Annotated in this window: 31 protein-coding genes; 13 read left to right on the plus strand and 18 right to left on the minus strand. The window is 68.7% G+C overall.

The window, feature by feature from the left end; translation table 11 throughout:
- Nucleotides 1-109 precede the first annotated feature (109 nt).
- Nucleotides 110-751, plus strand: coding sequence for a LysE family translocator (locus ACXC9Q_RS12155; protein WP_457056576.1), 642 nt, complete (start codon nt 110-112; stop codon nt 749-751).
- Here ACXC9Q_RS12155 and ACXC9Q_RS12160 read toward each other — a convergent pair.
- From ACXC9Q_RS12160 to ACXC9Q_RS12175, 4 genes are all read right to left on the minus strand, one after another.
- Entirely contained in the window at nt 748-2,130 is a 1,383-nt protein-coding gene (locus ACXC9Q_RS12160; RefSeq protein ID WP_457056577.1) for an MFS transporter, read from the minus strand. The two genes, ACXC9Q_RS12155 and ACXC9Q_RS12160, sit on opposite strands and share 4 nt — an antisense overlap.
- Before the next feature lie 44 nt (nt 2,131-2,174).
- Nucleotides 2,175-2,543, minus strand: coding sequence for a DUF1304 domain-containing protein (locus ACXC9Q_RS12165; protein ID WP_457056578.1), 369 nt, complete (start codon nt 2,541-2,543; stop codon nt 2,175-2,177).
- Nucleotides 2,544-2,610: 67 nt separating this feature from the next.
- Nucleotides 2,611-3,519 (minus strand): phosphotriesterase family protein, encoded by a 909-nt coding sequence (locus ACXC9Q_RS12170; protein WP_457056579.1) that lies wholly within the window; start codon nt 3,517-3,519, stop codon nt 2,611-2,613.
- 160 nt (nt 3,520-3,679) lie between these two features.
- Nucleotides 3,680-5,380, minus strand: coding sequence for a DEAD/DEAH box helicase (locus tag ACXC9Q_RS12175; RefSeq protein WP_457056580.1), 1,701 nt, complete (start codon nt 5,378-5,380; stop codon nt 3,680-3,682).
- Nucleotides 5,381-5,585: 205 nt separating this feature from the next.
- On the opposite strand from ACXC9Q_RS12175, the gene ACXC9Q_RS12180 reads away from it, so the two are divergent.
- Nucleotides 5,586-6,095 (plus strand): DinB family protein, encoded by a 510-nt coding sequence (locus ACXC9Q_RS12180; RefSeq protein ID WP_457056581.1) that lies wholly within the window; start codon nt 5,586-5,588, stop codon nt 6,093-6,095.
- Between the two features lie 3 nt (nt 6,096-6,098).
- Here ACXC9Q_RS12180 and ACXC9Q_RS12185 read toward each other — a convergent pair whose 3' ends face one another.
- Genes ACXC9Q_RS12185 through ACXC9Q_RS12195 form a run of 3 tightly spaced genes read right to left on the minus strand, consistent with a single transcriptional unit; the run spans nt 6,099 to nt 7,578 of the window.
- Nucleotides 6,099-6,767: a TetR family transcriptional regulator gene (locus tag ACXC9Q_RS12185; RefSeq protein WP_457056582.1), complete on the minus strand. Its 669-nt coding sequence runs from the start codon at nt 6,765-6,767 to the stop codon at nt 6,099-6,101.
- Nucleotides 6,739-7,149 (minus strand): thiol-disulfide oxidoreductase DCC family protein, encoded by a 411-nt coding sequence (locus ACXC9Q_RS12190; RefSeq protein ID WP_457056583.1) that lies wholly within the window; start codon nt 7,147-7,149, stop codon nt 6,739-6,741. The genes ACXC9Q_RS12185 and ACXC9Q_RS12190 overlap by 29 nt, the downstream gene beginning before the upstream one ends.
- Nucleotides 7,150-7,152: 3 nt before the next feature.
- Entirely contained in the window at nt 7,153-7,578 is a 426-nt protein-coding gene (locus tag ACXC9Q_RS12195) for a hypothetical protein (protein WP_457056584.1), read from the minus strand.
- A gap of 120 nt (nt 7,579-7,698) precedes the next feature.
- On the opposite strand from ACXC9Q_RS12195, the gene ACXC9Q_RS12200 reads away from it, so the two are divergent.
- From ACXC9Q_RS12200 to ACXC9Q_RS12210, 3 genes are all read left to right on the plus strand, one after another.
- Nucleotides 7,699-8,736, plus strand: coding sequence for an amidohydrolase family protein (locus ACXC9Q_RS12200; protein WP_457056585.1), 1,038 nt, complete (start codon nt 7,699-7,701; stop codon nt 8,734-8,736).
- Nucleotides 8,737-8,739: 3 nt separating this feature from the next.
- Nucleotides 8,740-9,096 (plus strand): YybH family protein, encoded by a 357-nt coding sequence (locus ACXC9Q_RS12205; protein WP_457056586.1) that lies wholly within the window; start codon nt 8,740-8,742, stop codon nt 9,094-9,096.
- Nucleotides 9,097-9,241: 145 nt separating this feature from the next.
- The gene (locus ACXC9Q_RS12210) at nt 9,242-10,684 is read left to right on the plus strand and encodes an ankyrin repeat domain-containing protein (RefSeq protein WP_457056587.1); all 1,443 of its coding nucleotides are present in this window, start codon (nt 9,242-9,244) and stop codon (nt 10,682-10,684) included.
- On the opposite strand, the gene ACXC9Q_RS12215 is transcribed toward ACXC9Q_RS12210, so the two are convergent.
- On the minus strand, nt 10,659-11,765 hold the full coding sequence (locus tag ACXC9Q_RS12215) for a calcium:proton antiporter (protein ID WP_457056588.1): 1,107 nt from the start codon (nt 11,763-11,765) through the stop codon (nt 10,659-10,661). The two genes, ACXC9Q_RS12210 and ACXC9Q_RS12215, sit on opposite strands and share 26 nt — an antisense overlap.
- A 64-nt stretch (nt 11,766-11,829) precedes the next feature.
- Here ACXC9Q_RS12215 and ACXC9Q_RS12220 point away from each other — a divergent pair, with 64 nt between their 5' ends.
- Nucleotides 11,830-12,336 (plus strand): N-acetyltransferase family protein, encoded by a 507-nt coding sequence (locus ACXC9Q_RS12220; protein WP_457056589.1) that lies wholly within the window; start codon nt 11,830-11,832, stop codon nt 12,334-12,336.
- Nucleotides 12,333-13,178: an SCO6745 family protein gene (locus tag ACXC9Q_RS12225; RefSeq protein ID WP_457056590.1), complete on the plus strand. Its 846-nt coding sequence runs from the start codon at nt 12,333-12,335 to the stop codon at nt 13,176-13,178. The genes ACXC9Q_RS12220 and ACXC9Q_RS12225 overlap by 4 nt, the downstream gene beginning before the upstream one ends.
- 36 nt (nt 13,179-13,214) lie before the next feature.
- Here the strand turns inward: ACXC9Q_RS12225 and ACXC9Q_RS12230 are convergent, their stop codons facing one another.
- A complete protein-coding gene (locus tag ACXC9Q_RS12230) occupies nt 13,215-14,102 on the minus strand; it encodes a LysR family transcriptional regulator ArgP (RefSeq protein WP_457056591.1) in 888 nt (295 codons plus the stop codon).
- A 73-nt stretch (nt 14,103-14,175) separates the two neighbouring features.
- Here ACXC9Q_RS12230 and ACXC9Q_RS12235 point away from each other — a divergent pair, with 73 nt between their 5' ends.
- From ACXC9Q_RS12235 to ACXC9Q_RS12245, 3 genes are all read left to right on the plus strand, one after another.
- A complete protein-coding gene (locus tag ACXC9Q_RS12235) occupies nt 14,176-14,772 on the plus strand; it encodes a LysE/ArgO family amino acid transporter (RefSeq protein ID WP_457056592.1) in 597 nt (198 codons plus the stop codon).
- 299 nt (nt 14,773-15,071) lie between these two features.
- Nucleotides 15,072-16,058: an Abi family protein gene (locus ACXC9Q_RS12240; protein WP_457056593.1), complete on the plus strand. Its 987-nt coding sequence runs from the start codon at nt 15,072-15,074 to the stop codon at nt 16,056-16,058.
- 149 nt (nt 16,059-16,207) lie between these two features.
- Complete coding sequence (locus ACXC9Q_RS12245) at nt 16,208-16,849, plus strand: MBL fold metallo-hydrolase (RefSeq protein WP_457056594.1); 642 nt, start codon at nt 16,208-16,210, stop codon at nt 16,847-16,849.
- A gap of 3 nt (nt 16,850-16,852) precedes the next feature.
- Here the strand turns inward: ACXC9Q_RS12245 and ACXC9Q_RS12250 are convergent, their stop codons facing one another.
- On the minus strand, nt 16,853-17,764 hold the full coding sequence (locus ACXC9Q_RS12250; RefSeq protein WP_457056595.1) for an SDR family oxidoreductase: 912 nt from the start codon (nt 17,762-17,764) through the stop codon (nt 16,853-16,855).
- A 48-nt stretch (nt 17,765-17,812) separates the two neighbouring features.
- Between ACXC9Q_RS12250 and ACXC9Q_RS12255 the strand changes: the two genes are divergently transcribed.
- The gene (locus tag ACXC9Q_RS12255) at nt 17,813-18,508 is read left to right on the plus strand and encodes a TetR/AcrR family transcriptional regulator (protein WP_457056596.1); all 696 of its coding nucleotides are present in this window, start codon (nt 17,813-17,815) and stop codon (nt 18,506-18,508) included.
- Here the strand turns inward: ACXC9Q_RS12255 and ACXC9Q_RS12260 are convergent.
- The 3 genes from ACXC9Q_RS12260 to ACXC9Q_RS12270 all read right to left on the minus strand — a co-directional run bounded on the left by ACXC9Q_RS12260 (nt 18,427) and on the right by ACXC9Q_RS12270 (nt 21,237).
- Nucleotides 18,427-19,359 (minus strand): DMT family transporter, encoded by a 933-nt coding sequence (locus ACXC9Q_RS12260; protein WP_457056597.1) that lies wholly within the window; start codon nt 19,357-19,359, stop codon nt 18,427-18,429. The genes ACXC9Q_RS12255 and ACXC9Q_RS12260 overlap by 82 nt on opposite strands.
- Before the next feature lie 9 nt (nt 19,360-19,368).
- Nucleotides 19,369-20,598, minus strand: a complete 1,230-nt coding sequence (locus ACXC9Q_RS12265) for an MFS transporter (protein WP_457056771.1) — start codon at nt 20,596-20,598, stop codon at nt 19,369-19,371.
- A 69-nt stretch (nt 20,599-20,667) separates the two neighbouring features.
- Nucleotides 20,668-21,237 (minus strand): DUF4865 family protein, encoded by a 570-nt coding sequence (locus tag ACXC9Q_RS12270; protein ID WP_457056772.1) that lies wholly within the window; start codon nt 21,235-21,237, stop codon nt 20,668-20,670.
- A gap of 99 nt (nt 21,238-21,336) precedes the next feature.
- Here ACXC9Q_RS12270 and ACXC9Q_RS12275 point away from each other — a divergent pair, with 99 nt between their 5' ends.
- A complete protein-coding gene (locus tag ACXC9Q_RS12275; RefSeq protein WP_457056598.1) occupies nt 21,337-22,212 on the plus strand; it encodes a hypothetical protein in 876 nt (291 codons plus the stop codon).
- Here ACXC9Q_RS12275 and ACXC9Q_RS12280 read toward each other — a convergent pair.
- Genes ACXC9Q_RS12280 through ACXC9Q_RS12295 form a run of 4 tightly spaced genes read right to left on the minus strand, consistent with a single transcriptional unit; the run spans nt 22,199 to nt 24,383 of the window.
- Nucleotides 22,199-22,597 (minus strand): GNAT family N-acetyltransferase, encoded by a 399-nt coding sequence (locus ACXC9Q_RS12280; RefSeq protein WP_457056599.1) that lies wholly within the window; start codon nt 22,595-22,597, stop codon nt 22,199-22,201. The two genes, ACXC9Q_RS12275 and ACXC9Q_RS12280, sit on opposite strands and share 14 nt — an antisense overlap.
- On the minus strand, nt 22,594-22,998 hold the full coding sequence (locus tag ACXC9Q_RS12285; protein ID WP_457056600.1) for a hypothetical protein: 405 nt from the start codon (nt 22,996-22,998) through the stop codon (nt 22,594-22,596). Before ACXC9Q_RS12285 ends, ACXC9Q_RS12280 begins: the two co-directional genes overlap by 4 nt.
- 41 nt (nt 22,999-23,039) lie before the next feature.
- Nucleotides 23,040-24,029 carry a pyridoxal-phosphate dependent enzyme gene (locus ACXC9Q_RS12290; RefSeq protein WP_457056601.1) on the minus strand — a complete coding sequence of 330 codons (990 nt, stop codon included), beginning with the start codon at nt 24,027-24,029 and terminating at the stop codon, nt 23,040-23,042.
- Entirely contained in the window at nt 24,030-24,383 is a 354-nt protein-coding gene (locus tag ACXC9Q_RS12295) for a helix-turn-helix domain-containing protein (RefSeq protein WP_329482968.1), read from the minus strand. It lies immediately after the preceding gene.
- A gap of 125 nt (nt 24,384-24,508) precedes the next feature.
- Here ACXC9Q_RS12295 and ACXC9Q_RS12300 point away from each other — a divergent pair, with 125 nt between their 5' ends.
- Nucleotides 24,509-25,081 carry a ClpP family protease gene (locus tag ACXC9Q_RS12300; protein ID WP_329482969.1) on the plus strand — a complete coding sequence of 191 codons (573 nt, stop codon included), beginning with the start codon at nt 24,509-24,511 and terminating at the stop codon, nt 25,079-25,081.
- 69 nt (nt 25,082-25,150) lie between these two features.
- Here ACXC9Q_RS12300 and ACXC9Q_RS12305 read toward each other — a convergent pair whose 3' ends face one another.
- Nucleotides 25,151-26,305 carry a trans-sulfuration enzyme family protein gene (locus tag ACXC9Q_RS12305; protein ID WP_457056602.1) on the minus strand — a complete coding sequence of 385 codons (1,155 nt, stop codon included), beginning with the start codon at nt 26,303-26,305 and terminating at the stop codon, nt 25,151-25,153.
- Between the last annotated feature and the right edge of the window lie 108 nt (nt 26,306-26,413).

Genomic DNA, 26,413 nt, shown 5'->3' on the forward strand with positions numbered 1-26,413 from the left:
GTAGAGGCCGCTGGACTGGCCGGTCAACGGATGGCGGCGTGGCGGTGATCTATCCCACCCGGTGGACAGGGGTAGTGCGGCGCGACCGCGTCGCACTTACTCTGAGGAAATGCCGTCCGCTCACCACCTGATCGCGTTCGCGATCACCGCGTTCATCATCATCGTCGTGCCCGGGCCGAGTGTGCTGTTCATCGTCGGCCGGGCGCTCGCGGTCGGGCGCCGCGAGGCCGTGCTGACGATGGTCGGCAACACCATCGGCGCCTCGGTGCTGCTCGGTCTGGTCTCGCTCGGCCTCGGCACCCTGATCGCGGCCAGCGCCATCGCCCTGACCGTGGTGAAGCTGGCGGGCGCGGCGTACCTGATCTATCTCGGCGTGCACGCGTTCCGGACCCGGAAGTCGCTGGTCGAGGCGATGACGAGTGGCGTGAAGCCGGGCAACACCCGCCGGACGCTCCGGCAGGGGTTCCTGGTCGGGGTCACCAACGCCAAGACCGCGGTCTTCTTCGCCGCCGTGCTGCCGCAGTTCGTGGACAAGGGCGCGAGCAGCCCGGCCTGGGCCCAGATCCTCGTCCTCGGCCTGATCTTCATCCTGATCGCGCTCTGCTCCGACAGCGTCTGGGCGGTCGTCGCCGGCACCGCCCGCGAGTGGTTCGCCCGCTCGCCGCGCCGGCTCGAAATGGTCGGCGGCACCGGCGGCCTGATGATCATCGGCCTCGGCGTGAGCATCGCCGTGACGGGGTCCAAGGACTAGCTCGCGGCGCGCGCGGTCCGCCGGCCCGCCTGGACGCCGATCAGCGCGAGCGCCGCCGGGAGCCCGAACGCGACCAGGTACGCCGTCACCGCCGAGTGCGGCTCGAGCGCGGCGAACAGCGATCCGCCGACGGCCAGGACCGTTGCTGTGGACAACGAGTCGCTCAGCTGCGCGGCGGAGCTGTTGGCGCCCTGCTCGTCGCGCTCGGAGTACTCCAGGGTCAGCACCGATAAGGTCGGGAAGACCGTGCCCATGCCGAGGCCGGTGAGGCTCCAGCCGAGGATGCCGACCAGCACCGGGACGTTGTCGTTGAGGGTCAGGGTCGCGGTGGCGATGCCGAGCAGGATCGAGACCATGCCGGCCTGCAGGAACACCGAGTGGGAGAACGGCTGCTTCGGGCGGCCGCGGTACCAGGAGGCGGCGGTCCAGCTCAGGGCGCTGACGGTCAGCACCAGACCCGCGAGGGCGGGGGACAGACCGCGCTCCCGGGTCAGCATCAGCGGCAGGAACACCTCGGCGCCGAATCCGGCAGCGGCCACCAAACCCCGCAGCGCGACCACCGATGGCAGGCCGCGTCCGAGCGTGAACGTCCCGCTCGGCAGAAGCCGTGGGGCGAACGCGACCACGCCGGCCAAGCCGATCACCAGCAGAACAACCTGGAGTACGCCGCGCTGTTGGCCGCCGTAGTGCAGAAGGCCGACCCCGACCGCCGCTGCGATCGCCCACATGGCTCGCTTGTCCCACAGCCGTCCCTCGCGCGCCTCGTGCGCAGCTCCGTGGGCCAAACCGGGCCGCATCACGAGCGCGGCCGGGATCGCGATCGCGGGTACGGCGAGGAACACGATCCGCCAACTCGCGTGTTCGACGATCAGGCCGGCGATCGCGGGCCCGACGAGGGACGGGACGACCCAGCCGGTCGCGAACGCGGCGAAGATCCGCGGGCGCAGCCGGGCCGGGTACAGCTGCCCGACGACGACGTACAGGGCGACCGTCAGCAGGCCGGAGCCGAAGCCCTGGATGATGCGGCCCGCGACCAGAACCTCCATGGACGGCGCGATTCCGGCGATGATCAGACCGCCCAGGAACCAGGCGGTCCCGTGCCAGAGCGGACGAGTCGGGCCCTTCAGATCACTCCAGGTGCCGGAGACAACCATCGCGACGACGCCGGACGCCAGCGGGCCGCCGAACGCCAGCGCGTACAGGCTGAGCCCGTCGAGCGCCTCGGCGACCGTCGGCATCGCGGTCGTGACCGCGAGGGACTCGAACGCGACCAGGGTGATCAGCGCAACCATCCCGACCGTCAAGGCCCGGTACCTCGGCGAGAGTACGCCGCCGGAGTCGGTGGTCTGGTCGGCCTCGGGTTCGGCAGTGGTGGTCATGCCGAGAACCCTCGGGCATCAAGTGGACTTTAAGTCAAGCGCACTCAGACAACGGCGGCGAGGACCAGCGCGAGGATCGGCGGGATGGCCTGGGCGGCGGCGGCACGGACCATCCGGCGGTCGGAGGCGACCAGCACGAGGCCGGCGCCCGCCATGCAGGCACACGCGAACAGCGCGATCGCGTGGCCTTTGTCGCCACCCCAGATCAGACCGCCGAGCGCGCCGATCGCCAGGAACAGGTTGTAGAACCCCTGGTTGAACGCCCACGGCCGGGCAGCCGCCGCCTCCGCCTCATCCTTCACCAGGAACCGTTTGTACGTGCTCGGCCTGCTGAACAGCAGGCTCTCCAGGGCGAACACCGCGACGTGGAACAGCCCGGCCACAACCACGAAAATCTGCGCGATCACGCTCATGCGCGAACCGTACCGCCGAGCCGGCCGCCCGGCCCCGCAACCCGCCCGACGCAATCTCGTGGGTTGGTCAGGCTCGCCAATCGGCGGCGAAGGCACGGGCTGGGTTGGCGGTGAAGATCGCGTGCGCGACGTCGGCGCCGAGGTGGCGCGCGATCCGGGGCCGGAGGTGAGTGAGGAGATAAGGGATGCCGGGTCCTTCACCGGTCGCGCCGCGGGCCTTGGCGGTCGTGGTGTCACCGCCGAGCAGCAGCCGGTCGGCGTACCCCGCGTCGACCAGCGCGGCCAGGCAGTCCAGCAATCGAGGATCAGTCGCGTGATTCGCCCGCGACGGCCCGTCGAACGCCAGCCACGCACCCCGCTCGGCCAATTCGAGCTGACCACGGAGATCCGGGAACCGATTCAGATGCCCGAGGATCACCGCCGACGGAGGTACGTCGAGCTTGTCGACAAGGAGATCCAGTACGGCGTCCGCCGCGGATCCGAGTTCGTGATGGACCGCGATCGGCGCGCCGGTCGCGTGATGCGCCTCGGCCGCCGCCCGCATCACGAGCTCGGCGTGCGCGTCCAGGACATGGAATCCGCCGGCCACCTTGATCAGTCCGGCGCGGACCGAACTGTTGCCCATGCCAACGGTCAGCTCGCGGACGAAGATCTCGGCCAGCCGAGCCCGCACGCCGTCGACGAATCCCTCCGGGTAGTGCTCACGCCGATGCAGTCCGGTCGCCGCAATCAGCGAAACCCCTGTGCTGCTTGAGATCCCGGGCAACAACTTGGCCCGGCGCCCTAGTCCGTGCGGCGTCCACTGCACGACCGCCTGCCCACCGGCCGCTGCGAAAGCACGCACCTCCGCCACCGCCGCGCCTTCGTCATCCAGCTCCTGCCCGGGCAGAACCGCCGAACGAAAGAAGAGATGATCGTGGGAGTCGGTCACCCCGAGCGCCTGCGGCCGCAGATCCCCCAGCACAGTCCGAATCACGATGCCTCCTCGTCGCAACTTGCCGTAACGGCCGAACCGTTACCAACGTAACGGGCTAAGGCGTCACCCGCGGCCGCGTTCGGGCCCACCGCGCGCGAAAGGCCCAGTCGGAGTGACTGGGCCTTTCAACGCCTGCAGTGGGTCAGCTCAACGCGGTGAGTCAGCGACCGCGTCGGGAGCTGCCGGCCCGGGAGCCGGCGGAGAACGCTGCGGCACCGGCCGGACGGGCGGCCGATCCCGGAGTGCTCGTGGTGTAGGTCTTCGAACCGCCCGAGCCTGCGCGGGACTTGGCGCGGCCGGAGCCCCGCGAGCCACCCGTCGCGCGGGATGCCTGGGCAGAACGGCCTTGGTTCGGCCGCTGCTCGGTTGCCGGCTGAGCGGAGCCCGAGGCGCGACGGCGACGGCCGCCCCGGCCCGATCCGGGACCGGTCGAGCTCGCGAGTCGCTCCGGCTGGACGGCCTTGACGGCCGGCTCGACGAAGGTCCGCTCGCCGGGGGCCAGCTCGGTCAGCAGCGGGTCGCCGGTGCCGAGCTTGGTGACCTTCGGGGCGATGCCGGCCTTGCGGGTGAGGTCGCGGACGTCGCGGACCTGGTCGTCGGTCATCAACGTGACGACCGTGCCCTCGGCACCGGCGCGGGCGGTCCGTCCGGAGCGGTGCAGGTAGGCCTTGTGCTCGATCGGCGGATCGGCGTGGATCACCAGCGCGATGTCGTCGACGTGGATCCCGCGGGCCGCGATGTCGGTGGCGACGAGGGTCTTCGCCGTACCGTCGGAGAAGGCCTCCAGGTTTCGCGTGCGGGCGCCCTGGGAGAGGTTGCCGTGCAGCTCGACCGCCGGCACGCCCTGGGCGATCAGCTTCTTGGTCAGCGCCTTGGCGCCGTACTTCGTCCTGGTGAAGACCAGCGAACGCCCGGGCGCGGCGGTCAGGTCGACGAGCACCGGGAGCCGGGTGTCGGGCTGGACGTGCAGCACGTGATGGGTCATGAGCGAGACCGGCGACTGCGCCGAGTCGACACTGTGCGTGACCGGCGTGGTCATGAATCGCTGCACGAGGACGTTGACGCCGGCGTCCAGCGTGGCCGAGAACAGCAGCCGCTGGGCGCTGGACGGGGTCGCCTCGAGAATCCGGCGGACGGCGGGCAGGAAGCCGAGATCGGCCATGTGATCGGCCTCGTCGAGCACGGTGATCTCTACCGCGTCGAGCTTCGCGTGACCGGCCTGGACATGATCCTCGAGCCGGCCCGGGCAGGCGACGACGATGTCGGCACCCTTCCGCAGACCGGTGATCTGCGGGCCGTGGCCGACGCCGCCGAAGACCGTCATCGAGCGCAGGCCGAGCGCGTCCGCGAGCGGCGTGATCGACGCCTGGATCTGGGTCGCGAGCTCGCGAGTCGGCGCGAGGATCAGCGCGCGGGGGTGGTTCGCCCGACGCTTCCCGCGGCCGGATGCGAGACGAGCCAGCACCGGCAGGACGAACGCGTAGGTCTTCCCCGATCCCGTCCGGCCGCGGCCGAGAACGTCCTTGCCGGCCAGGGAATCCGGCAGCGTGGCCGCCTGGATCGGGAACGGCTTCGTCACCCCGGTCGCCGACAGCGCGGTGACCAGCGTCTCGGGCACGCCGAGGTCGGCGAACGTAAGGTTGTCGGGGACAACCATCTCGTCGACCTCGTCGTACGACGTGTTGTTGCTGACAGCAACCTTCGCCTGTCGGCCGGTCTCAGCGGGTGGACTGAAGAGCGCCGCGGCGGAGGATCCGTTGCGGCGGTCACCGGAACGGCGCCGGCGGCGCGGACGCGATGCGGCGGTGGATTGCGGTTGGGCGGATTGCGTGGATGTGGACGTGGGGCGGCGGACCGCCATCTGGTACTCCAAAAGTTCGGGGGTCGTCCTGCCCGGCGCGGCCGTTTGCGGCCGCGGCGCGTGGTGGTCGACTGCTGGCGCAATGTGTTTGCGCTCACCGGCCCGAGGCAGAACTGGGCGGGCCGTCACCGACAGTCTACGGCACCGGGGGCCAACACCCCGATGGATATTCACAGGACGCTCGTCACACCGCTAGGTTCTGCTCGTGACGACACAGTTCCGGGTGGATCCGGCCACCGCCGCGGGTGAACGCGAACTTCTGCAGGGTTTCCTCGACTTCCACCGCGGCACACTGCTGTGGAAGGTCTCCGGACTGACCAGTGAACAACTGGTGGAGCGCAGTGTGGATCCGTCCAGCATGTCGCTGATCGGACTGGTCCGGCACCTGTCCGAGGTCGAGAAGTACTGGTTCCACCGCGCGCTGGCCCAATTCCCCGCCGAGCCGAAGTTCTGGACCGCCGAGCATCCCGACGGTGACTTCGACCTCGCCGACCCGGCACAGGCCGAACGGGACCTCGAGGATTTCCGGCAGATCGTCAAGACCTCCGACGAGATCGCCGCCCGCTACACCCTCGACGACACGTTCGTCCGCCCGGGCCACGAGGGCGACTACTCGGTGCGCTACCTCTACATCCACATGATCGAGGAATACGCCCGCCACAACGGCCACGCCGACCTCCTCCGCGAACGCCTGGACGGCCTCACCGGCGAGTAGCTCTCACGGGCGGATTGCGCGGATCAGGCCGACGATGTCGTTCACGACCCCGCGGACGCCGGGGATGCGGGTCAGGCGGAGCAGGCGGTCGACCAGAGGGACTGAGCGGTCGATCAGGGCTTTGGTGCGGCGCAGGTCCTCGCTGTCGTCGTGGACCCAGAAGAGCACGATGCCCATCTCCATGAGCCATAGGAGTTCGGGTAGTTCCGCCTTCAGGTCGGCCGGCAGCTTCAGGTCAGAACCCTCGACGACCCGGCGGAAGACGTCGACGCTCGCCTCCCGCGCCGGCCGGGACTCCGCGCTGAACGGCGAGAGCGGACTCTTCGGATCAGCCGCCGTCTTGAAGAAGGTGCCGGCGAATTCGTGGTACGGCGCGGCCACGTCGAGCCAGGTCCGCAGTACGCCGGTCATCCGCGGCACGAACGCCTTCTCCGACGCCAGGATCGACTCGACGGCCTCGCGGTGCTGCTCCTGCAGGTGATCGTAGTACGCCTGCATCAGATGCTCTTTGGAGCCGTAGTAGTAGTACGCGTTGCCGACCGAGACGCCCGCCTCGGTGGCGATCGCCCGCATCGTCGTCTTCCCGTACCCCTGCTCGCGGAACAACCGCAGCGCCGTGGACAGGATCAGCTCCCGAGTCTGCTCACCCTTGGCGGTCGCACTGTCCGTCACATCGGTCAGCGTAGTCACCTCCACTCGAGCGCCGCAGTCCCGCGGCCGCCTGGACGATCGCCCGCGCCACCGGCCGCAGCACCGGACTCGCCAGCCGTACGGCGGTGTGCCTGTGCTCCCCCGTGGCCCACAGACACACGATCCACGCGCGGTCGCCGACGTACACGGACCCGTCGTCGGCGACCACCGTCACCTCGCGCAGCGTCGCCTCGTGGTCCAGTTGGGGGTAGAGCGCCCGCGCGTACGTCGACCCCGCCGCGACGAACCGCAGACGCACCACCCCTCCCTGCCCGTTCGGCGCCGGTCGCTGCGCCGCCAGCCAGTCCTTGAAGCGGCGGCACAGTGGACACTGCGCGTCGTACAGAACGGTCAGCTCGCGCATGGCTCAGTAGCCGTACGGCGTCGGCTGCTCGGCGCCGACCTGGACGACGTCGTTCGGCGGGACCGGCGGAGTGGTCATGGCCTGGAGCTGGCTGCGGTTGCGGATCTTGTTGAAGATCCAGACGTTCGTCAGGTGCAGCCCGCCGAGCACCAGCATCACGAACCCGAGCTTCACGCTCAGCTGGTCGAAGACTCCGCGGGCGTCGACGACGACCTTGTCGGCGCGCAGGAACAGCGTCACGAATCCCAGGTTGACCAGGTAGAAGCCGACCACGAGCAGCCGGTTCACCGCGTCGGCGAAGTCCTCGTTGCCGTGGAACACGTCGACCAGGAAGATCCGTCCGTTCCGGCTGAGCGTCCGGGCCACCCAGATCGTCAGCGGCACCGCGATCAGCAGGTAGATCAGGTACGTCGTCACGGTCATCGTCATCTCGTCCCCTCTTCTTGAACACGTTCAACTCTGTCTCGCGGCGAGCGTACGCCGATCTTTTGAACATGTTCAAGTAGCCGCCGACGTGACGTGGATCTCCGGTGCGGCAGGATGACCACCATGACGACCTGGGTGTTCGAAGGGACCGTCCTCCCGGCCGGCGACACCGCCCGGCTCGAGTTCGGCCGGTCCGGTGCCACGGACGTGCTGCCCGGGCGGTTCGGCGTACCGGGGCTGGTGGACTCGCACTGTCACCTGACCGTCGGGACGGACGACCTCGGGCCCCGGTTGTTCGGGTCCGACTTCGCGGGCGAGCGGCTCGAGGAACTCGCCGCCGCCGGGGTGAGCGCAGTGCGTGACGTCGGCGGCGACCGGACGGTCACTCTGAAGCTGGCGGCCACCCAGGACGACAGCCGGCCGGTTGTCCTGGCGGCCGGGCGGTTCCTCGCGCCACGCGGGCGGTACTTTCCGCGCATGCACGAGCCGGTGCAGCCGGAGGACCTGCTGGCAGCGGTCGGCGCCGAGCTGGACGACGGTGCGACCTGGCTGAAGCTCATCGGCGATTTCCCGGCCGTCGGCCAGGACGGCCCGATCCGGGACAGCCCGATGGAGCAGACCTACGAGACCGCACTGGTCGAAGCCGTGGTCGAACTCGCCCACTCCCGCGGCGCCCGGGTCGCGGCGCACACCAACACCGAGATCGTCAGCGACCTGGTCCGCGTCGGGGTCGACTCGATCGAGCACGGTACGTCGATCACCGAACAGGACCTGGAGACACTCGGCGCCCGAGCCGGTGCGTGGACGCCAACACTGTGCGCATCCGTCGGGCCAAGGCCGGACGCCACGCCTGAGCAGGACAAGCGGCGCCAGGCCAGGTCGGAGTACCTCACGTCCATGCTCCAGCTCGCCGATCGGTACGGCGTCCGTGTGCTGACCGGGTCCGACGTCGTCGGGACCGTAGCCGGCGAAATCGACTTGCTGGTGAAGCACGGCCTGACGGTCGATCAGGCCCTCGTGGCCGCATCCACCGGAGCACAGGACTTCCTCGGTCTGTCCGGCGACGGCAACCTCGTCACGTACGACGCGGACCCGCGCGAGCACCCCGAGGTCCTCGCCACGCCGGCCGCGGTCGTCCTCCAGCACCGACGGATCCGATGACCTATGCGGGAGAAGAGCCTGGACAAGTGGGTCGCGAAGTACCGGAAGGCCTGGGAGAGCAACGACCCGGCTGACATCGCCGCGCTGTGGACCGAGGACGCCGCGTGGTACCGGCGACCCGACGAGGAGCCGGTGCTGGGCCGGGACGCGATCGTGCAGGCCTGGCTGGAGGTCGCGGACGCTCCGGGCGAGACGGTGTTCGAGTACGAGGTGCTCGGCTTCGGCGACGGAGTCGGGTTCGTGCGCGGCTGGACGACGTACCTGACCGATCCGCCGGGCGAGTTCAGCAACCTGTGGGTGATCCGGCTGGACCACGATCAGGCCCATGAGTTCGTCGAGTGGTGGATGGAAAAGCCTTAGTCGGTTAGGCTTCCGGGTAGGCACGCAGGGTGCCACCGGTCCGCGGGAAGGGCTCAGCCCACCTGTTCACGAAGCTGTGTGAGCTGTGTTCACCTCCTTTCTCGCCTGACGACGCGGACAGCAGGCTCGTAGAGAGGAGGTCGCGATGCCGACCCGGAATCTTCCGAACGACCCGCACCTGGACCACCTGCGCAAGCAGGCGAAGACGCTGCTCAAGCAGGTCCGCGATGCCGACCCGGACGCCGTGGCGCTGGCCACCGAGTTCCATCCCGTGCAGACTCTGGCCGACGCCCAGCTGGTGATCGCCCGCAGTTACGGCTTCCCCAGCTGGCCCCGGATCGTCCGCCATCTGGAGCTGGTCGACCAGTACAGCCGCTCCCCCCACCGCCAGGAGATCGGCGGACCGCTCGACACCCCGGAGCAACGCGCCGACGAGTTCCTGCGACTCTCGACACTGCATTACGGACAGGACGACCCGGCCCGGCAGCGGTCCGCAGAGCAGTTGCTGGAGCAGTTCCCGGATGTTGCCCGGAGCAACATCTACACGCTGGCGGTGGCCGGCGAGTTGGACACCGTCCGCGAGGTGCTCGCCGTGGATCCCTGGCAGGCAAGGGAAGAAGGCGGCCCCTACCGCTGGCAGCCGTTGCTCTACATCACGTACGGGCGACTCGACGTGCCGCATCAAGTGGACATCGCGAGGCTGTTCCTCGAGCATGGCGCCGACCCCAACGCGGGCTATCTGTGGCAGGGCATGCCGTCGCCGTTCACCGCACTGACCGGCGCGTTCGGCCGTGGTGAAGGCGATCAACCACCGCATCGCGACCGGGTCGAGCTCGCCCGGCTCCTGCTCGACACCGGCGCCGATCCGAACGACAGCCAGACCATGTACAACTGCGGTCCCGGGTGTCCCCCGCCGTACGACGATGTGCACCTGGAGCTCCTGCTCGAGTACGGGCTGGGTCGGGGCGACGGTGGTCCGTGGCACGAGCGGATGACGACCGCCCACCCGACGCCACGGGAGCTGCTGGAGGACGAACTGGTGTTCGCGTCATCCGCGGGCCTGCTGCATCGGGTCGAGCTGGTCCTTGCCCAAGGTACCGATCCGGACGGGCGCGGTACCAGGCATCCCGGTTTCCACGGTCATCGCGCGTACGAGTTCGCCACCGTTCTGGGATACACCGAGATCGCCGACCTGCTCCGCGCGCGTGGTGCGGCGCCGGTGGACGAGGTCCATGAACTCTTCGCCGCGATCATGCGCGGGGAGACGCCGGCGGCCGGCCCCGAGCTGGTCGCACGGGCGATCCGGCGCAACCCGTACCTCCCGATCCGAGCCGCCGAGATCGGCCGATCGGGGGCACTCGAGCCGCTCCAGCGCCTCGGCTTCGACCTGAACGTCGTCGCGATGTCCGCACCGATCCATCAGGCCGCGATCCACGGCCACCTGGACACGGTGAAGAAGCTGGTCGAGCTCGGGGCCGATCCCGAGCTGCGGGATCCGTCGTACGGCGGGAACGCGCTGGGCTGGGCCGAACACGGTCAGCAGCAGGCGGTCGCCGACTACCTCAGGGGCTTATCGCAAGGAAGATGAACGCGCTGAACACCATCAGGTGGACGGCACCCTGAAGCAGGGTGGCCCGGCCGGTGGCGAGGGTGAGGATGCTGGTCACGACCGTGAGCGCGAACAGCACTATCTCCGTGCCACCGAGCCCCAGCACGAGCGGTCCGCTCAGCCAGATGGACGCGACCGCGATCGCCGGGATGGTCAGGCCGATGCTCGCGAGGGCTGACCCGAGGGCGAGGTTGAAGCTGTTCTGGAGGCGGTTGCGCAGTGCGGCGCGGACTGCGGCAGCCGTCTCCGGCAGCAGGACCAGCAACGCGATCGCGACACCGACGACAGCCACCGGCGCGCCGGCCGATTCCACCGCCGACTCCAGGCTGGGCGACACCGTCTTGGCCAGACCCACCACCGAGATGAGGCAGACGAACAGCAGCCCGAGGCTGAGCAGCGCGACCTGTCCACTCGGCGCCGTCGCGTGCGTACCGTCCTCATCCTCCTCGACCGCATCCGACGACGGGACCGGGAGGAAGTAGTCCCGGTGCCGAACGGTCTGCACGAAGACGAACACGCCGTACATCACCAAGGACGTCACCCCGGCGAACGCCAGCTGGGCCGGACTGAACTGCGGACCGGGCGCGCTCGTGGTGAACGTCGGCAGCACCAGGCTCAGCGTGACCAGGGCGGTCATCACCGCGAGCGCACTGCTGGACGCACGGACGCGGAACTCCTGGGTGCCGTGCCGCAGCGAGCCGACAACGAGAGACAGACCGAGGATGCCGTTGCAGGTGATCATCACCGCGGCGAACACGGTGTCCCGCGCGAGGGTCGCGGCCTTCACGCCACCGGGCACCATCAGGGTGACGATCAGTGCGACCTCGATCACCGTCACGGCGAGCGCGAGGATCAGCGTGCCGAACGGTTCGCCGACCCGATGGGCAACCACTTCGGCATGATGGACGGCGGCGATCACCGCCGCGCCGAGACCGGCGCAGACCAGGATCAGCAGCGCCACGCCCAGGTCACGATGCCAGGTCAGCAGCAGGACGACGAAGGCGAGCGGGGGCACGGCCAGACTCCAGCGCGGCAGCCCTTGGATCACGGTGTTTGTCATCCTCAGGCAGTCTATCGGGAATGCGCTTGGCAACCGGAGAGCCACGGGTGATGCTTCTCGCATCATGACTGTGCAGATCAGAATCGCGACCGCCGATGACTGGGCGGCCATCTGGCCCTTCTTCCACGAGATCGTCGCCGCGCGGGAGACATATACCTATGACCCGGAGCTGACCGAGGAGCAGGCGCGAGCGCTCTGGATGTCACCGTCGAGTGCGGCGCTGAGCCGGACCACGGTCGCGGTCGATGCCGACGGCACCGTTCTCGGCAGCGCCAACATGTACCCGAACCGCCCAGGCCCCGGCGCGCACGTCGCGAGCGCGAGCTTCGTGGTCGACGGCGCCGCCCGTGGCAAGGGAGTCGGGCGGCTGCTGTGCGAGGACATGATCGCGTGGGCCGAGCGCTCGGGCTTTCGGTCGATCCAGTTCAACGCGGTGGTGGAGACGAACGAGCCGGCCGTGCACCTCTGGCAGTCACTCGGCTTCCGCGTCGCCGGCACCGTCCCCGAGGCATTCGACCACCCCAAACTCGGTTACGTCGGCCTCCATGTGATGTACCGCCCTTTGCTATGACGGACAGCCGGGCTCGGCGGATGTGGAAGGCGCTCGAGCCGTATCACGCGATCACGTACTTCTCACCGGAGACCAAGCAGGCGACCGACGCGCTCGGCCTGAAGGGTGGCTGGATGAGCTACTTCGGCTGCCGGGCAGCACCGCTCGGCCCGGTCGGCCCTGACCTCGTCGCCGCCCTGTTCTACAGCTTCCATCCAGCGATGGTGGCGCGCGCTCTGCCGGACGCGTGGGACCACGCGACACCCGCACAGTTGCTCGACGCGCGATTGCAGGCGGTGGACGCCGCCGTACGACGCCTCTTTCCAGGGACGTCGTTCGACCGCGCGGCCGATGTTGCTCGTCGGGCGGCCGAACTGGCGCCCGTCAGCGGGCGACCGATGGCAGCGGCCAACGCCGCGCTGGAGTGGCCGGACGAACCACATCTGGTGTTGTGGCAGGCAACCACGATCCTGCGGGAGTCTCGCGGCGACGGTCATGTCGCGGCGCTCGTCGGCGCGGGACTCAGTCCGTGCCAGGCATGCCTGACGATCTCAGCCGCCGGCGGACCGTCGAAGGAGGTCTTCCAGGTCAACCGGCGGTGGAGCGACGAGGACTGGGCCGCTGCCGAGGACGACCTGCGCGGTCGCGGCGTGCTCGACTCCACGGGCGCGCTCACCGACGCCGGACGAGCCTTGCGGCAGGAGGTCGAAGACACCACGGATCGGCTGGCCGACCAGGGTTGGCGAGCTCTGGGCGACGACCTGACCGCCGAGCTGCACGACATGGTGCACCCACTCAGCGCCCAGCTGATGTCCGCGGGTTTCATCCCGCAGGACAACCCGATGGCAATGCGCTGGGACTAACCCTTGAGCCGCTGAGGGTGGGCCACGCGATCGAGCTCAGGACGTACGAAGACCAGCCGCAGCGGCCCGCAGTACCGCGGCCGTGAGCGCGTCGAGGATGCCGGACTCTAGCTTCCAGTGCTGCCAGTACAGCGGCACATCGATGTACTTGCCTGGGGCAACATCTACCAGACGGCCGGCGGCCAGCTCGGGTTCGGCGACCTCGTCCTCGATCATGCCCCAGCCGAGACCGATCCGGACCGCCTGGTGGAACGCGCCGGGCGCCGGGACCGCATGCGTCGGCGGGTCGAGCCTCCGCCGGGTGATCTTGCGGATCAGGCGGTGCTGGAGCACGTCCTTGGCGTTGAACACCATCATCGGCGCCTCGGCGAGCGCGTCGGGAAGTGGCTTGCCGGTCAGCCAGCGTTCGGCGTACTCCGGGGTGGCGACCGGCAGATACCGCATCTTGCCGAGCGGTACGACGCGGCAGCCCCGGACGGGCCGCGGATCGGCCGTGACCGCGGCCAGGACAGTGCCGTTGCGGAGAAACTCGGCGGAGTGTTCCTCGTCCTCCTGGTGGACCAGGAACCTGGCGTCGTGGTTCTGGGACAGGTCGAGCATCGCCGGCAGGAACCAGTTGTTGAGGGAGTCCGCGTTCACCGCGATCGGGAGCCGGAGTGCGTCGACGGTGCCACGGACGGCCGCGATCGCCTCCAATTCGAGCAACGAGACCTGGCGGGCGAGCCGGAGCAGCGCCTCGCCGGCCTCGGTCGGTCTCGCGGGCTTGCCCCGCATCACCGCGACCTGGCCGAGGCGGCTCTCCAGCGCCTTGATCCGCTGACTGACCGCGGACGGCGTGAGCCGCAGGCGCTTCGCGGCCGCGTCGAAACTACCTTCGTCGACGACAGCCGCGAACGTCTCGAGCTGCGCGGAGTCGAACTGCATGATGAAGCAATCCTAATGGTGCTTCAGAATCTTTAGCTGGTCTGACCGGACTGCTACTGCCTACCGTCGGGGCATGCCCCTCCTGGCCGGCTTTGCCACGTCCTTGACCCTGATCGTCGCGATCGGCGCCCAGAACGCCTTCGTGCTCCGTCAGGGCCTGCGCCGTGAACACGTCCTGCCGGTGGTCCTCACCTGCGCGCTGTCCGACGCGCTCCTCATCTCCAGCGGCATCGCCGGCCTCGGCGCGCTGCTCACCCGCAGCCAGTTGGCCCTCGACCTCGCGAAGTACGGCGGCGCCGCCTTCCTCTACACGTACGCCGTCTTCGCTGCTCGGCGAGCACTCAACCCGGGATCCATCAGCCAAGCCGACCACGCTCCCGCCGCACTGCGCAGCGTCGTACTGACCTGCCTCGGCTTCACCTACCTCAACCCACACGTCTACCTCGACACCGTGGTCCTCCTCGGCTCCCTCGCCAACCAACGCGGCGCCGACGGCCGCTGGCTCTACGGCCTCGGCGCCGTCACCGCCAGCTTCACCTGGTTCTTCTCCCTGGGCTTCTTCTCCCGCAACCTCTCCCCGATCTTCGCCCGCCCCCGCGCCTGGCAACTCCTCGACTCCGCCATAGCCCTCCTCATGACCGCCCTGGCGACCTGGATGCTGTTCCCCTGATATCCACAGGCACGAAGACAAGTTGGTCGCTACCCGCACAAGCCGATAGACTGTGAGTAGCAAGACCAGCCCCTCTGCCCCCTCGGGCACGGGCTGGTCGTCCTTTTGCCGGGGATTCATTTGATCGCGATCGCATCGATCGGCTCCAGGATGGAACGCGGACGCTCTTGCCCTGATATCCACAGGCGCTAGGTTTCACCCCAGGCGGGACACGCGATCGATGTATTCTTCTCGGTAACACGGCCAGCCCCTCTGCCCCTCAGGGCACGGGCTGGTTTTCTTTTCCCTGGGGGACTTCCGTGACTACCTACACCAAGCCTCATCTCGCCTTCGCCGACCAAGTCGGGCTGCTGAAGAGCAGAGGACTGATCATCGACGACGAAGCCGAAGCGGAGCACCTGCTCAGCGTCATCGGGTACTACCGCCTCAGTGGCTACTGGTACTCCTACCGCCGCCGACTGGACGGCGCGAACCGTGCCGACGAGTTCGTCGAAGGCACCACCTTCCGGCAGATCGTGCAGTTGTACGACGCTGATCGCCGGCTCAAGCTGCACGTCCTCGACGCTCTCGAGCGCATCGAGATCGGGGTTCGCGTCATGATCGGTTTCACGCTCGGACGGCGCGGCGCCTACGCACATCTCGACGGACGAAACCTCGACGGCCGCTTCACCCAGCCGGGCGGCGGACGGCCGAGCACCTACGACCGATGGCTGCACAAGGTGCTGACGGCACAGGGCAGGTCGTCGGAGGATTTCGTACTGCACTTCCAGCACAAGTACGACGGCCGGCTCCCGGTGTGGGTGATGACCGAGATTCTGGATTTCGGCTCGATGAGCTACCTGTTCCAGGGGCTGAAAGCACAGGACCGCAACGAGATCGCTGCCAGGCTTGGGATCCTGGACCGGCACGATGACGGCAACGGCGGCGCCTTGGCCAACTGGTTGCGGGTCCTCAACTACATCCGCAACGTGTGCGCCCACCATTCTCGCCTGTGGAACAGGAATCTCGCCGATCAGATCGCGCCGAGCCATCTCCGCTCGATCCCCGACCTACGGCATCTGACCGATCGTCACGTGTCGCACTTCCGGATCTATTCGACGCTGTGCGTCGTCGCATTCCTGCTGGCCCACATCGGACCGGGTCCGCAGTGGGCTACGAGGGTCGGACAGCTGATCAACCACGAGATCCCTGCCTGCGGACGTCGGATTCAAGAGCTGGGCTTCCCCAGCGGCTGGTTGGCCGAGCAGCCGTGGGTCGGTTTGAGAGGAGGTTACGGGTGGACGTGACGGTGCTGTGTGATGCGGTGGCGGTGTTTCCGGAAGACGTCGAGGAGGCGTTGCCGGGGTGGGATGCAGAGCATGCTGAGTGGACCACTGGAGTGGTGCCGGGGAATGTTTGTGAGGCGGGGTGGTTGCTGCATTTTCATAGTTTCTTGGTGACTGGGGATGCGGGGGTTGTGTTGGTGGATGCGGGGGTGGGGCCGGCGGGTGGGGAGGCGGCTGAGTGGTTGGGGGTGGTGGGGCGGTTGCCTGGGTTGCTGGGGGCGGCTGGGGTTCGGGCTGATGAGGTTGACGCGGTGGTGTTGACGCATGTGCATCTGGATCATGTGGGGTGGAGTGCGGATGGGTCGGTGCCGCGGTTTCGGAATGCGGAGTACGTGGTGCAGCGGGATGAGGTCGAGCATGTGCGGGGTGGGACGACGTACGAGCGGATGATTCGGCCGATTGTGGACGCGGGGCAGTTGCGGGTGGTGGATGGGGAGACCGAGCTGCACGGGATGCGGTTGGTGCCCACGCCGGGGCATACGCCTGGGCATCAGTCGGTGGTGACCTCGCGAGCGGTGCTTGGTGGTGATGTGCTGGTGCATCCGGCGCAGGCTCGGTGGCCGGAGCTCACCTATGTGTACGAGCGGGATCCGGCAGTGGCCGTGACGTCGCGACTGGACGTGCTCGCGATGGCGGCCGCTCTCGGGATCCCGGTCGCGGCATCACATCCGCATGCGGCGCTGTCGGGTGATGCTCGGCCGGTCGCCTCGGCGGGCACCGGCGACGTGGTGTGCCCGCCGTACAAGCTGTAGGTGTCAGCGGTAGCCGGTGGTGTCGGCGGGTTTGCCGGGGTCCTGGACCTCGACGATGTAGCGCCACGCGTCGGGGCTGCTGCCGTCGAGGTCGGTGAAGCCGTAGAGCTGGGCGAGTTCGCCGCTGGACGTGGACTTGCCGTTCCACCGGCGTACGTCGGGATCCGCGGCGAGGGCCACCACCGCGCGACCGACGTACGACGGGCTCTCGGAGATTGCGAAGTGGGGGATCCGCTCGGTCGCGTCGCGCCAGTTCGCCTCAGTCACGCCGAACCCGTCGAGCATCGCCTCGGACCGCAGCCAGCCGGGCGTGAGCAGTACGGCGGTCGCGTCGTACTGGTCGAGTTCGTGGGCGAGCGCGAACGCCATCCGGCTGACGGCGCCCTTCGCGACGTCGTAGAAGAACGACACCCGGTAGTGGTCGGCGTTGTAGTCGTTCGTCCCATCGGTCATCTCGATGACGAGCCCGCCGGGTGACTTGATCAGCAGCGGCAGCGCGTAGTGACTCGTGATCGCGTGCGTGTGAATGCCCAACTGCAGCAGCAGCAGACCGCCCTCGAGGTCGCTCTCCCACACGGTCTTGTCCCACTCGGGCTCACCGTGCTGACCCCAGATGTCGTTCACCAAGATGTGCAGCGCGCCCTGCTCGCGCTCGATCCGGTCGATCAGATCGCGGACCTGCTGCGGGTCCAGATGATCTACCGGTACGGCGATGCCGTGGCCGCCGGCGGCGTCGACGCGCTCCGCGGTGTCCTCGATCGTCTCCGGCCGGTCCATCTCGGATCGCGCGGCCCGGGTACTGCGGCCGGTCACATACACGGTCGCGCCGGCGGCGCCGAGCTCGACCGCGATCCCGCGCCCGGCCGCCCGGGTCGCCCCGGTCACCAGCGCCACCTTCCCCGCCAACGGCTTCATGCCCAGACTCCTTTTCCATACGCTGTATGGTTATGTACCATACGACGTATGGTTAAGGCTGGCAACCGCTCCGGGCGGCCCCGGGCCGGGGAGGAGCGGTTGAGCCGGGAGGCCATCCTGACCGCGGCACTGCGAATCGTCGACGACGAAGGCATCGACGCGCTGACCATGCGCCGGCTGGCCGCGACCCTCGCGGTCAACCCGATGTCGCTCTACCACCACCTGCCGAACAAGGCCGCCGTTCTGGCCGGGCTGGCCGAGCTGGTGTTCGCCGGCCTCGAGTACCCGGACCCAGGCGACGCCGTGCCGTGGGACGAGCAGTTGAAGGACGCGGCGCGCGCCTACCGCAACGCGCTCCGGGCGCACCCGAACCTCGCACTGCAGGTCCTGTCGGACACCTCAGCGGTGTCGGACGTCGTGGTCGTCACGATGGAGCCGTTCTACCGCGCGCTCGACCGGGCCGGCCTGTCACCGCGACAAATCTTCGAGTCGGCGAACACGCTCATCGACTTCATCCACGGATTCAGCTTGGGCGAGGCATCGGTCCGTGCCGCTACCTTCGAGTTGGCTCCCGATCTACTGACCCGCGTCGAGGGGCTGCCCGCGGGCAAGGCGCCGATCCTCACCCGCATCGTCCAGGAGCTCGGCCCCGAAGGTCTCGCCTACGACTTCGACAGCGGCTTCGAATCCGGACTGTCCACGGTGACCGCAGGCATTGGGGGGGCCACGGTTCGCCGCCGGTAGCGCGAGATCGCGACGCCGATCAGGCAGAGCAGCCCGCCGAGGTAGGCCAGCGAGACCGGACTCTCGTCGAGCAGGAGCCAACCGAGGAAGATCGTCAACGGCGGCACCAGGTACGTCGTCGCGCCCATCCGACCGGCCGTCGTCCGCGCCAACGCGTAGGCCCACGTGGTGAACGCGATCGCGGTGGGGAACGCACCGAGGAAGACCACCCACCAGATGGTCGACGGGCGCGCGTCGGCGGTCTCCCGGACCAGCGTCGGTGCAAACGGCAAGCACGCGATCGCGCCGATCAGGCACGACAGCCAGGTCACCTCGAGCGCAGGCAGCCGAGCAAGCAGTGGCTTCTGCGACACGACCCCGATGGCGTAGGCGGCCGCGGCCACCAGGCAGAGCAGGACACCCCAGGTCTCGGCGCTCCCCGAGGAGGACGACAGACCGATCAGGACGACACCACCGAACGCGGCGACACTGCCGATCACCAACTGGCGCGGGAAGCCCTCGTGAAGCAGGACGCCGGCCAGCAGTGCGATCAGCAGCGGACCGATGTTCACGAGCATCGCCGTCGTCCCGGCGTCGAGCCGGTGCTCAGCCTCGTTCAGCGCGAGGTTGTAGACACCGAACCAGAGCAGGCCGCAGATCAGCAGGAACTTCCAGTCCGCCTTCGCCGGCCAGCGCCGCGGCCGGGTGAACACGAAGATGCCGAGCAGCACACTCCCGACCAGCAGCCTGCCCAGGGACAGGGCGCCGGCCGAGAACTCCTGACCGACATGGCGGATGGCGACGAACGCCGATGCCCACAACACCACCGTCACGGCGGCCGCGCCGGCAGCCAGCAGCCCTTGTTTCCTCATGCTGTGACACTAGATCTCCTTCACTTCGGTGGACACCGAATTGTCGGGCGCCGCACCGCCTGGCGGCGGCAGCGCGAAGGGTACGACGAGCGCCGTCAGCACGACCGGGATCGTCAGCGCAGCGACCAGGATCGACATCGGGAACCAGATCGAACCCACTGCGAACCCCGCGTACACCGCGACTGCGAAGACCTCGGCGAACAAGCCCGAGACCGACGTCACGGTCGCACGGGCCGGACCGGTGATCGCGTCCTGCAGCCGTGACTCCGACACCACGATCACCAGCTGCATGAGACCGTAGCCGACCGCGATCGGCAGGAACCCCCAGACCGACCGGCTCAGCGATCCGGCCGCGATCAGCACCGCCGTCGCCGCCAACCCCACCGCGAAAGTTGCTGCTGGCAACTTGTACGCCGGGCCCGCGAGCGCGCCCCCGATCGCCTGTGCTGCTACGGTTCCGGCGATCAGCAGCGGGATCGCGCTGGTCGTGGCACCGGCCTCCCGGGCGAGCAACGGGAAGTACTCGTCGAACGCCAGGAAGCCCCCGAGCAGCGCAACCAAGACAACAGCTCGTCTGACCAGCCGGCTGGTCAGCACCTCCGTCACGCCGGAGTGCAGCATGTGGAGGTAGTTGGTGAACGCCGCCCTCGATCCCGGCTCATCGGACTCTCTGGCGCTCTCCACCGGCTGGGCTTCGGGAAGCGACAACGCCACCGCCGCCTGCACCAGGCAGCTGAGCACGCTGACGATGCCGGCGAGTGTGTAGCCGCCGAGGTTGAACAGCGGGGTGGCCAAGGCAGTGGCCGCGAGGTTCATCACGAACGACGCGGACCTGGCCCGGCCGAGGAGGCTCGCGTAGCGGTCGGTGCGGTCGCGCGCCGCGAGTTCGTCGTACACGAAGGCTTCGAAGGTGCCGGAGATCAGCGCCGACGACGCGCCCCACAGGACGAAGCCGAGCGCGAAGCCGGCGAACGACGGCAGCGTGATCCACGCGGCGTACCCCAGCCCGCTGAGCAGTGCACCGAGGACCAGCAGTTTGCGCCGGGAGTACGTGTCCGCCCAGGCGCCCGAGGGCACCTCGAGGACGAACGCGGTCGCAGACCAGATGACGAACAGCGTCGAGATCTGAGCCGCCGACAATCCGTGATCGGCGAACAGCAACTGGTACAGCGGATACAGCGGGATGAAGTCGTGCAGCGCCTCGAAGGCGACGATGCGCGTGGACAGACCGCGCGGCAGGCGGTCGGGTCGGTCAGGGCGTCAAAGGTGCGGGCTCGGGTATCTCATGTCCAAGAAGATACGGCGATTTCAGCGTGCCAGCAGTTCTTTTGTCCCGGGTGTGGATAAGTGCAGCACCTGGTACCGCGTCCCCGGCACCGTGCCCGGCTCAGGACCGCTCCACAGAGTGAAGTGGACGAGCTCCCAGCGCGCCGGGTCGACAGCCAACGCGGCGGTGTGGACGCCGTCCAGCGAGGCGGTCTGCCGCAGCGTCTCCACCGCCGCTGCGATCGGCTCGGCCGGGTCCACGTCGGGCGCCAGCAGTTGCGTGTGCTTGGTCGCGCTCAGCGCCGGCTGATCCAGATCCGGACCAGCCAGCGCGTCCACGCCGGCCCAGTGCCGCACCGGCGGCCGTCCGAACGACGTACAGATCCCCGTGAAGAACCCGCCGCCCCACAGGAACCTCGCCATCCCGGCCTGGTCGTGCCACAGGTAGAAGGGCGCGTACTGGTTGACCATCGCGCCGTTCGCCCGGTCCTGGATCAGGTACGCCTTGAGTCCCATGCCCTCGAAGTCGTCCAGCCTGGGCGCGTTCGTCTCCACCCGGCGCCGGATGATCCCCATGTCGTAGTCGGTCGGCAAGGTGATCTCGTACTGCATCGCGTCCACGGCACACCCTCTCGGTCGATCCCGAACATACTAGTAGGTACAGACGTAATTGACGAGCGCCGACAGTGGGGAGTCCGTCACAGTAGGGCGATGAGCGATGTCATCGAACGGTTCTGGGCGAAGCTGCCGGCAGGTAGCCGGGACGCCCTCGTCAACGGGTTGAGTGCGTCCGAACTGCAGTCGGTACTGCTGGACGTGAGTCGCGAGCGCGCCGCCAAGGTGACGCCGGCCAGGTTGCTGCAGCGGTGGCAGCAGGACCGTTTCGTGCGACCGTCGCCCGCCGACCCGCGGCAGCTGGCGAAGACCCGGCAGCGGCTGTGGGAGCGGCTGCCGGCGCGGTTCGAAGGTGTCGAGCTGTCTCCGGTGACACCGCTCGGGACGTGTTCAGCGGTCGCAACCATCAACCAGAACCAGGTGGTGGGCACGATCCGCGGCACCGAGGTCGCCAGCGACCCGACCAACGAGCTCGCGATCGAGGCCGCCGTACGGCGTCGTGCCGGGCAGGATCGGGTCGACCTGGCCGCGTGCCAGCGGGTGCTTCGCGCGCAACCGTTCGACGGGCCGGGGATGACCGCGCACTTCGAGCTGTTCGCTTTGGTGTCGAGCGCGCGGGACAGCGGCTCGGGACGGACCGAGGCCGCGCTGCTGATCGATCACCTGAACTTCTGGCATGACGTCCTGGGAGACACCGCCGAGCTCTCCTTCACGATGTTCACGCCGTCGGCGGTCCGCGAGCGGATCGACGACACGGTCCGCCCCGCGCTGAAGATCGCCTTCACCGAGGACACGGCACGCACCAAGAGCGCCAGCTACTACTCCGGCACGGCGCTCGGCATCGACCGGGACGGAGAGGGCCTGGGTGACGGCGGGTTCACCCGATGGACAGCGGACCTGCTGGGCGACCAGAAGGAACGCTGCCTGACCTCCTGCATCTCGACCGAGCGCCTGACAGCTATCGGAGTTTGAGCAGCCCGGCATCCGTCGGACGGAAGCCGCACGCGTCCACGTAGAAGGCGGTCAGATGCGGCTCGTAGTCGACGTGCAGCCACTCACATCCGGCCGCCTTCGCCTCCTCCGCCGCGGTCAGGACGAGCTGCTTGCCGATGCCCTGCCGGCCGTAGTCAGGATGAACGGCGGTGTCCAGCACGAACGCATGGGCACCGCCGTCCCAGCACACCTGCACGAACCCGACCAGCTGATCGTTGCTGAAGGCCCCTACCCACGTCAGCGCCCACCGCTCCAACCGCTCACCCCACGCCTGCACCTCGAGCGCACTCTCGAACGCCAGCGCGTGCAGTGTGGACAGGTCACGGTCGTCAACCGGGAACCGCACCTCGTAGTGCACTGTCACAGGCGACCTGCTGCCAGCAAGGCCGAGGCCGCTTCCAGGCGGGCGTTCCAAGCCGCGGCGACCTCGGAACCGTCCGGATAGTCCGCCATGGTGAGGTAGCCCTGCACCATCGTCGACGGCATGACCTCGACCAGTCCCTGGCCGGTGCCGTACGCGTCCACGGCCTCGCTCCACCGCTCCGGCTGCACCGCCGGCTCTGCGCCGGGCGTCCAGGCGGACAGATCCTCCAGCACCAGCAGGGTCCCGTCCGCGTTCTCCTCGGCCTGGTAACAGGCCGGAACGCGGACACCAACGACCGGCGCGATCTCCCGGTAGAACCGCACCTCGGACTCGAACATCTTCAGCACCGCCGGTATCGACCCTGCTGCCGCGGGCTCACGGCGTTTCACGTGGTTCGGCATCCGGTCAGGCTAGGCGCGATCGCTCTCCGACCGGACCTGATTTAAGGCAGCGCCGCTTCCGTGCTGATCAGGATGATTGTGCTGTCGGGATCCAGGTCCAGGCGGTCCCGGGCGGCTCGGAGTCCGGCCAGGGTCGCGGCTCCGCTCGGGCCTGAGGAGATTCCGGCGGCTCCGAGGTCGGCGGTGGCTTGGAGCGCCGCGTCGTCCTCGACTGTGACCGAGTAGTCGAGTCCTGAGCGCAGTATGGGCAAGGCGAGGGTGGACGGCGTACCGCAGTTCAGGCCTGCCATGGCGGTCTTGCCGGTCGGCACTGTGACCAGCACACCGGCCAGGAGGCTGGTGGTGACGCAGGAGGCGCTGGCGGGCTCCACACCGAGGAGCGCTGGCGTGATCGACCCGCTGCGGTAGTGCGTGACGGCCGCCTGCGCTATCGACCCCACACCCATCGGTACGACGACCAGATCGGGCTGTACGTCGATCTCCCGGAACAGAGTCGAGTAGCCATCGACGATGTGCTGCGGCACCACCTCATAGCCAGGCCAGGCCGAGTCCTGGATCAGCAGGCGAGTATCTGACGCGTACGACGCTGCCTCGGCGACCGCGGCGTCGTACGAGTCGGGTACGACGGTCACCGTGGCACCCTCGGCGCGGATGGCGTCGATCGCTGCGTCACTCACCACGTCCGGGACGAACACGTGCGACGAAAGACCCAGCATGGTGGCTCGGCGCGCGACGGCACGGCCATGGTTGCCGTCAGTCGCGGTGACGAGCTCCACCGGCCCGGAGTGGTCCTGGAGCGTGCGGTGGATCGCCCACCACGCGCCGAGCGCCTTGAACGCGGGCAGGCCGAGCCGCTGCGACTCGTCCTTCACCAGGACTTCGCCGACACCGAACTCGGCTGCCAGCGAGGGGACACGGGTCAGCGGGGTCGGGCGGTAGCCGGTGAGGCTCTGGTGGAACGCCAGTACCTCGGCCGGTGCAGGCGTCGTACGCCAGGACCTCGCGGACGGGTTGCTGTACCAGCGCGCCAACTAAGCGACCAGGGCGAAGGCCTGGGCGGTGCCGGAGTACGCGTGCGGGGACGATGCGATGCGCTGGGGCGCCTGCTGGACCCGGATAGCCGCCGTCTGGAGGCGGACCGGCAGCGTCGAGCGGACCGCGGTGGCGAGGTCGAACTGCACTTCGGCCAGCAGGTCGGTCAGCTCGAGCTCCAGGGCGCGGCAGATCGCGGCGAGGATCTCCGAGGACGGCTCCTTGCGGCCGCGCTCGATCTCGGACAGGTAGGGAACCGATACCTGCGCCAGCTCGGCGAGCTCGCGCAGGGTGATCCCCCGCTCGCGCCGCAACCGGCGGAAGACGTTCCCGATCACCTGGCGTAGCAACACGTCTGGCCTCCTCGCCTCCTGATGTCCTGTAAAGAGTGTGCCATCCCGGCCGGGTCTGCGGCGGGCAGATCTGCCACGGGCAGATTCCTGACCGTTTCCGGACGCTCACCCACACGCTGGAGACCATGAGCGAGCTACCGAACAACCTGGACCGTCACATCTACGAGCGCCTGCTCTGGCAGCGCATCCTCGTCCTCGGCGACGAGATCAAGGACGAGAACGCCAACGCGCTGTGCGCGCAGCTGATCCTGCTGAACGCCGAGGACCCGAAGGCGGACATCTCGCTCTACATCAACTCCCCCGGCGGCTCGGTGTCGGCCGGACTGGCGATCTACGACACGATGAGCTTCATCAGCAACGACGTGGCGACGTACGCGATGGGGATGGTCGCGTCGATGGGGCAGGTGCTGCTGACCTGCGGTACGCCGGGGAAGCGGTACGCACTGCCGCACGCGCGGATCATGATGCACCAGCCGACGGGCGGGATGGGCGGTACGGCGAGCGACATCAAGGTGCAGGCCGAACAGGCGATCAAGGCGCGTGAGGACCTCGCCCAGCTGATCGCCGACCGCACCGGACAGCCCCTCGACACCATCACCACCGACTTCGACCGGGACCGCTGGTTCACCCCGGACGCAGCCCGCGACTACGGCATCATCGACCGAGTCCTCACTCGCCCCGTAGCCGTCGCCACCTAGCGGGTTCCTTGGGCACCGGCCAACCAGATTTCGGCGCCGAAAACGGTTGGCCCGTGCCCAAGGTGGTCTTCAGAGCTGGGTAAGGGCTTGGGATAGGTCGGTGGTGAGGTCTTCGGGGTCTTCGAGGCCGAGGCTTAGGCGGAGGAGGCCTTCGCTGGGCTTGGCCTTGGGGGTGACCAGGCGGTGGGTCAGGGCGGCGGGGTGCTGGATCAGGGTGTCTACGCCGCCCAAGGACACGGCGTGGGTGATCAGCTTCAGGGCGCCCGCCAAAGAGGCTGCCGCCTCGTGGCCGCCGGTCAGCGTGAAGGCGAGGATGGCGCCGGGGCCTGACTGTTGCCGGCCGATCAGGGCCTGGGGGTCGGTCAGCCCGGGGTAGTAGACCTGCTCGATGGCGGGCTGGGCGGAGAGCCAGTCGGCGACCTTGATGGCGGTCGCCTGCTGCGCCCGTACTCGCACTGGCAGCGTCTGCAGTCCCCTGTGCAGTTCGTACGCCGCCAACGGGTGCAGCAGGCCGCCAGTCACTGCGCGGATCTGCCGGAGCCGGCCGACCCACTCCACGCCGGCCGCGACCACGCCGCCCATGACGTCGCCGTGCCCGCCGAGGTATTTGGTCGCCGAGTGCAACACCAGGCTCGCCCCGTGCCGAGCCGGCTGCTGGAGGACCGGGGTCGCGAAGGTGTTGTCCACCAGCACCGGTACGTCACCCGCCGCCGCGACCACGGCTGCGATGTCCACCAGCTCCAGCGTCGGGTTGGCCGGTGTCTCCACGATCACGAGCCCGGTGTCCGCCCGAATGGCTGAGGCGACCTCGGTGACTTCAGCCCAGGTGACCGTTGTCCCCAGCAGGCCTGTGGATAACAGGTGGTCGGTCCCGCCGTACAGCGGCCGTACGGCGACTACATGCGGCCGGCCCGCGGCGACAGCGGCGAGCAGGCAGGCGGTGAGCGCGGCCATGCCGGAGCCGAACGCGACAGCGCCGTCGGTGTGCTCGAGCTCCGCAAGGGCGTCCTCGAAGCGGGCGACGGTCGGGTTCCACAAGCGCTGGTAGACGAGGCTGCCGCCGTCCGGGCCGCGGCCTTGCGTGAGTTCGTCGTACGACGTCCCGCCGGTGCCGACGTCGGGGAGCGGGTAGGTCGTGGACAGGTCGATCGGCGGGACGTGGACGCCGAGCGCGGTCAGGTCGTCGCGGCCGGCGTGCACGGACCGGGTGTCGAGCTGGGTCATCGGGGGCCTCCTCCACAACTGGCGGTCGAGGCCGAGGATGGAATCTTCTGCGGAAGGAGTGCAAGAGTTCCGAAGAAAGTTCATCCACAGGCTCATCCACACGCTGTG

This window comes from Kribbella sp. CWNU-51 (assembly GCF_054073265.1).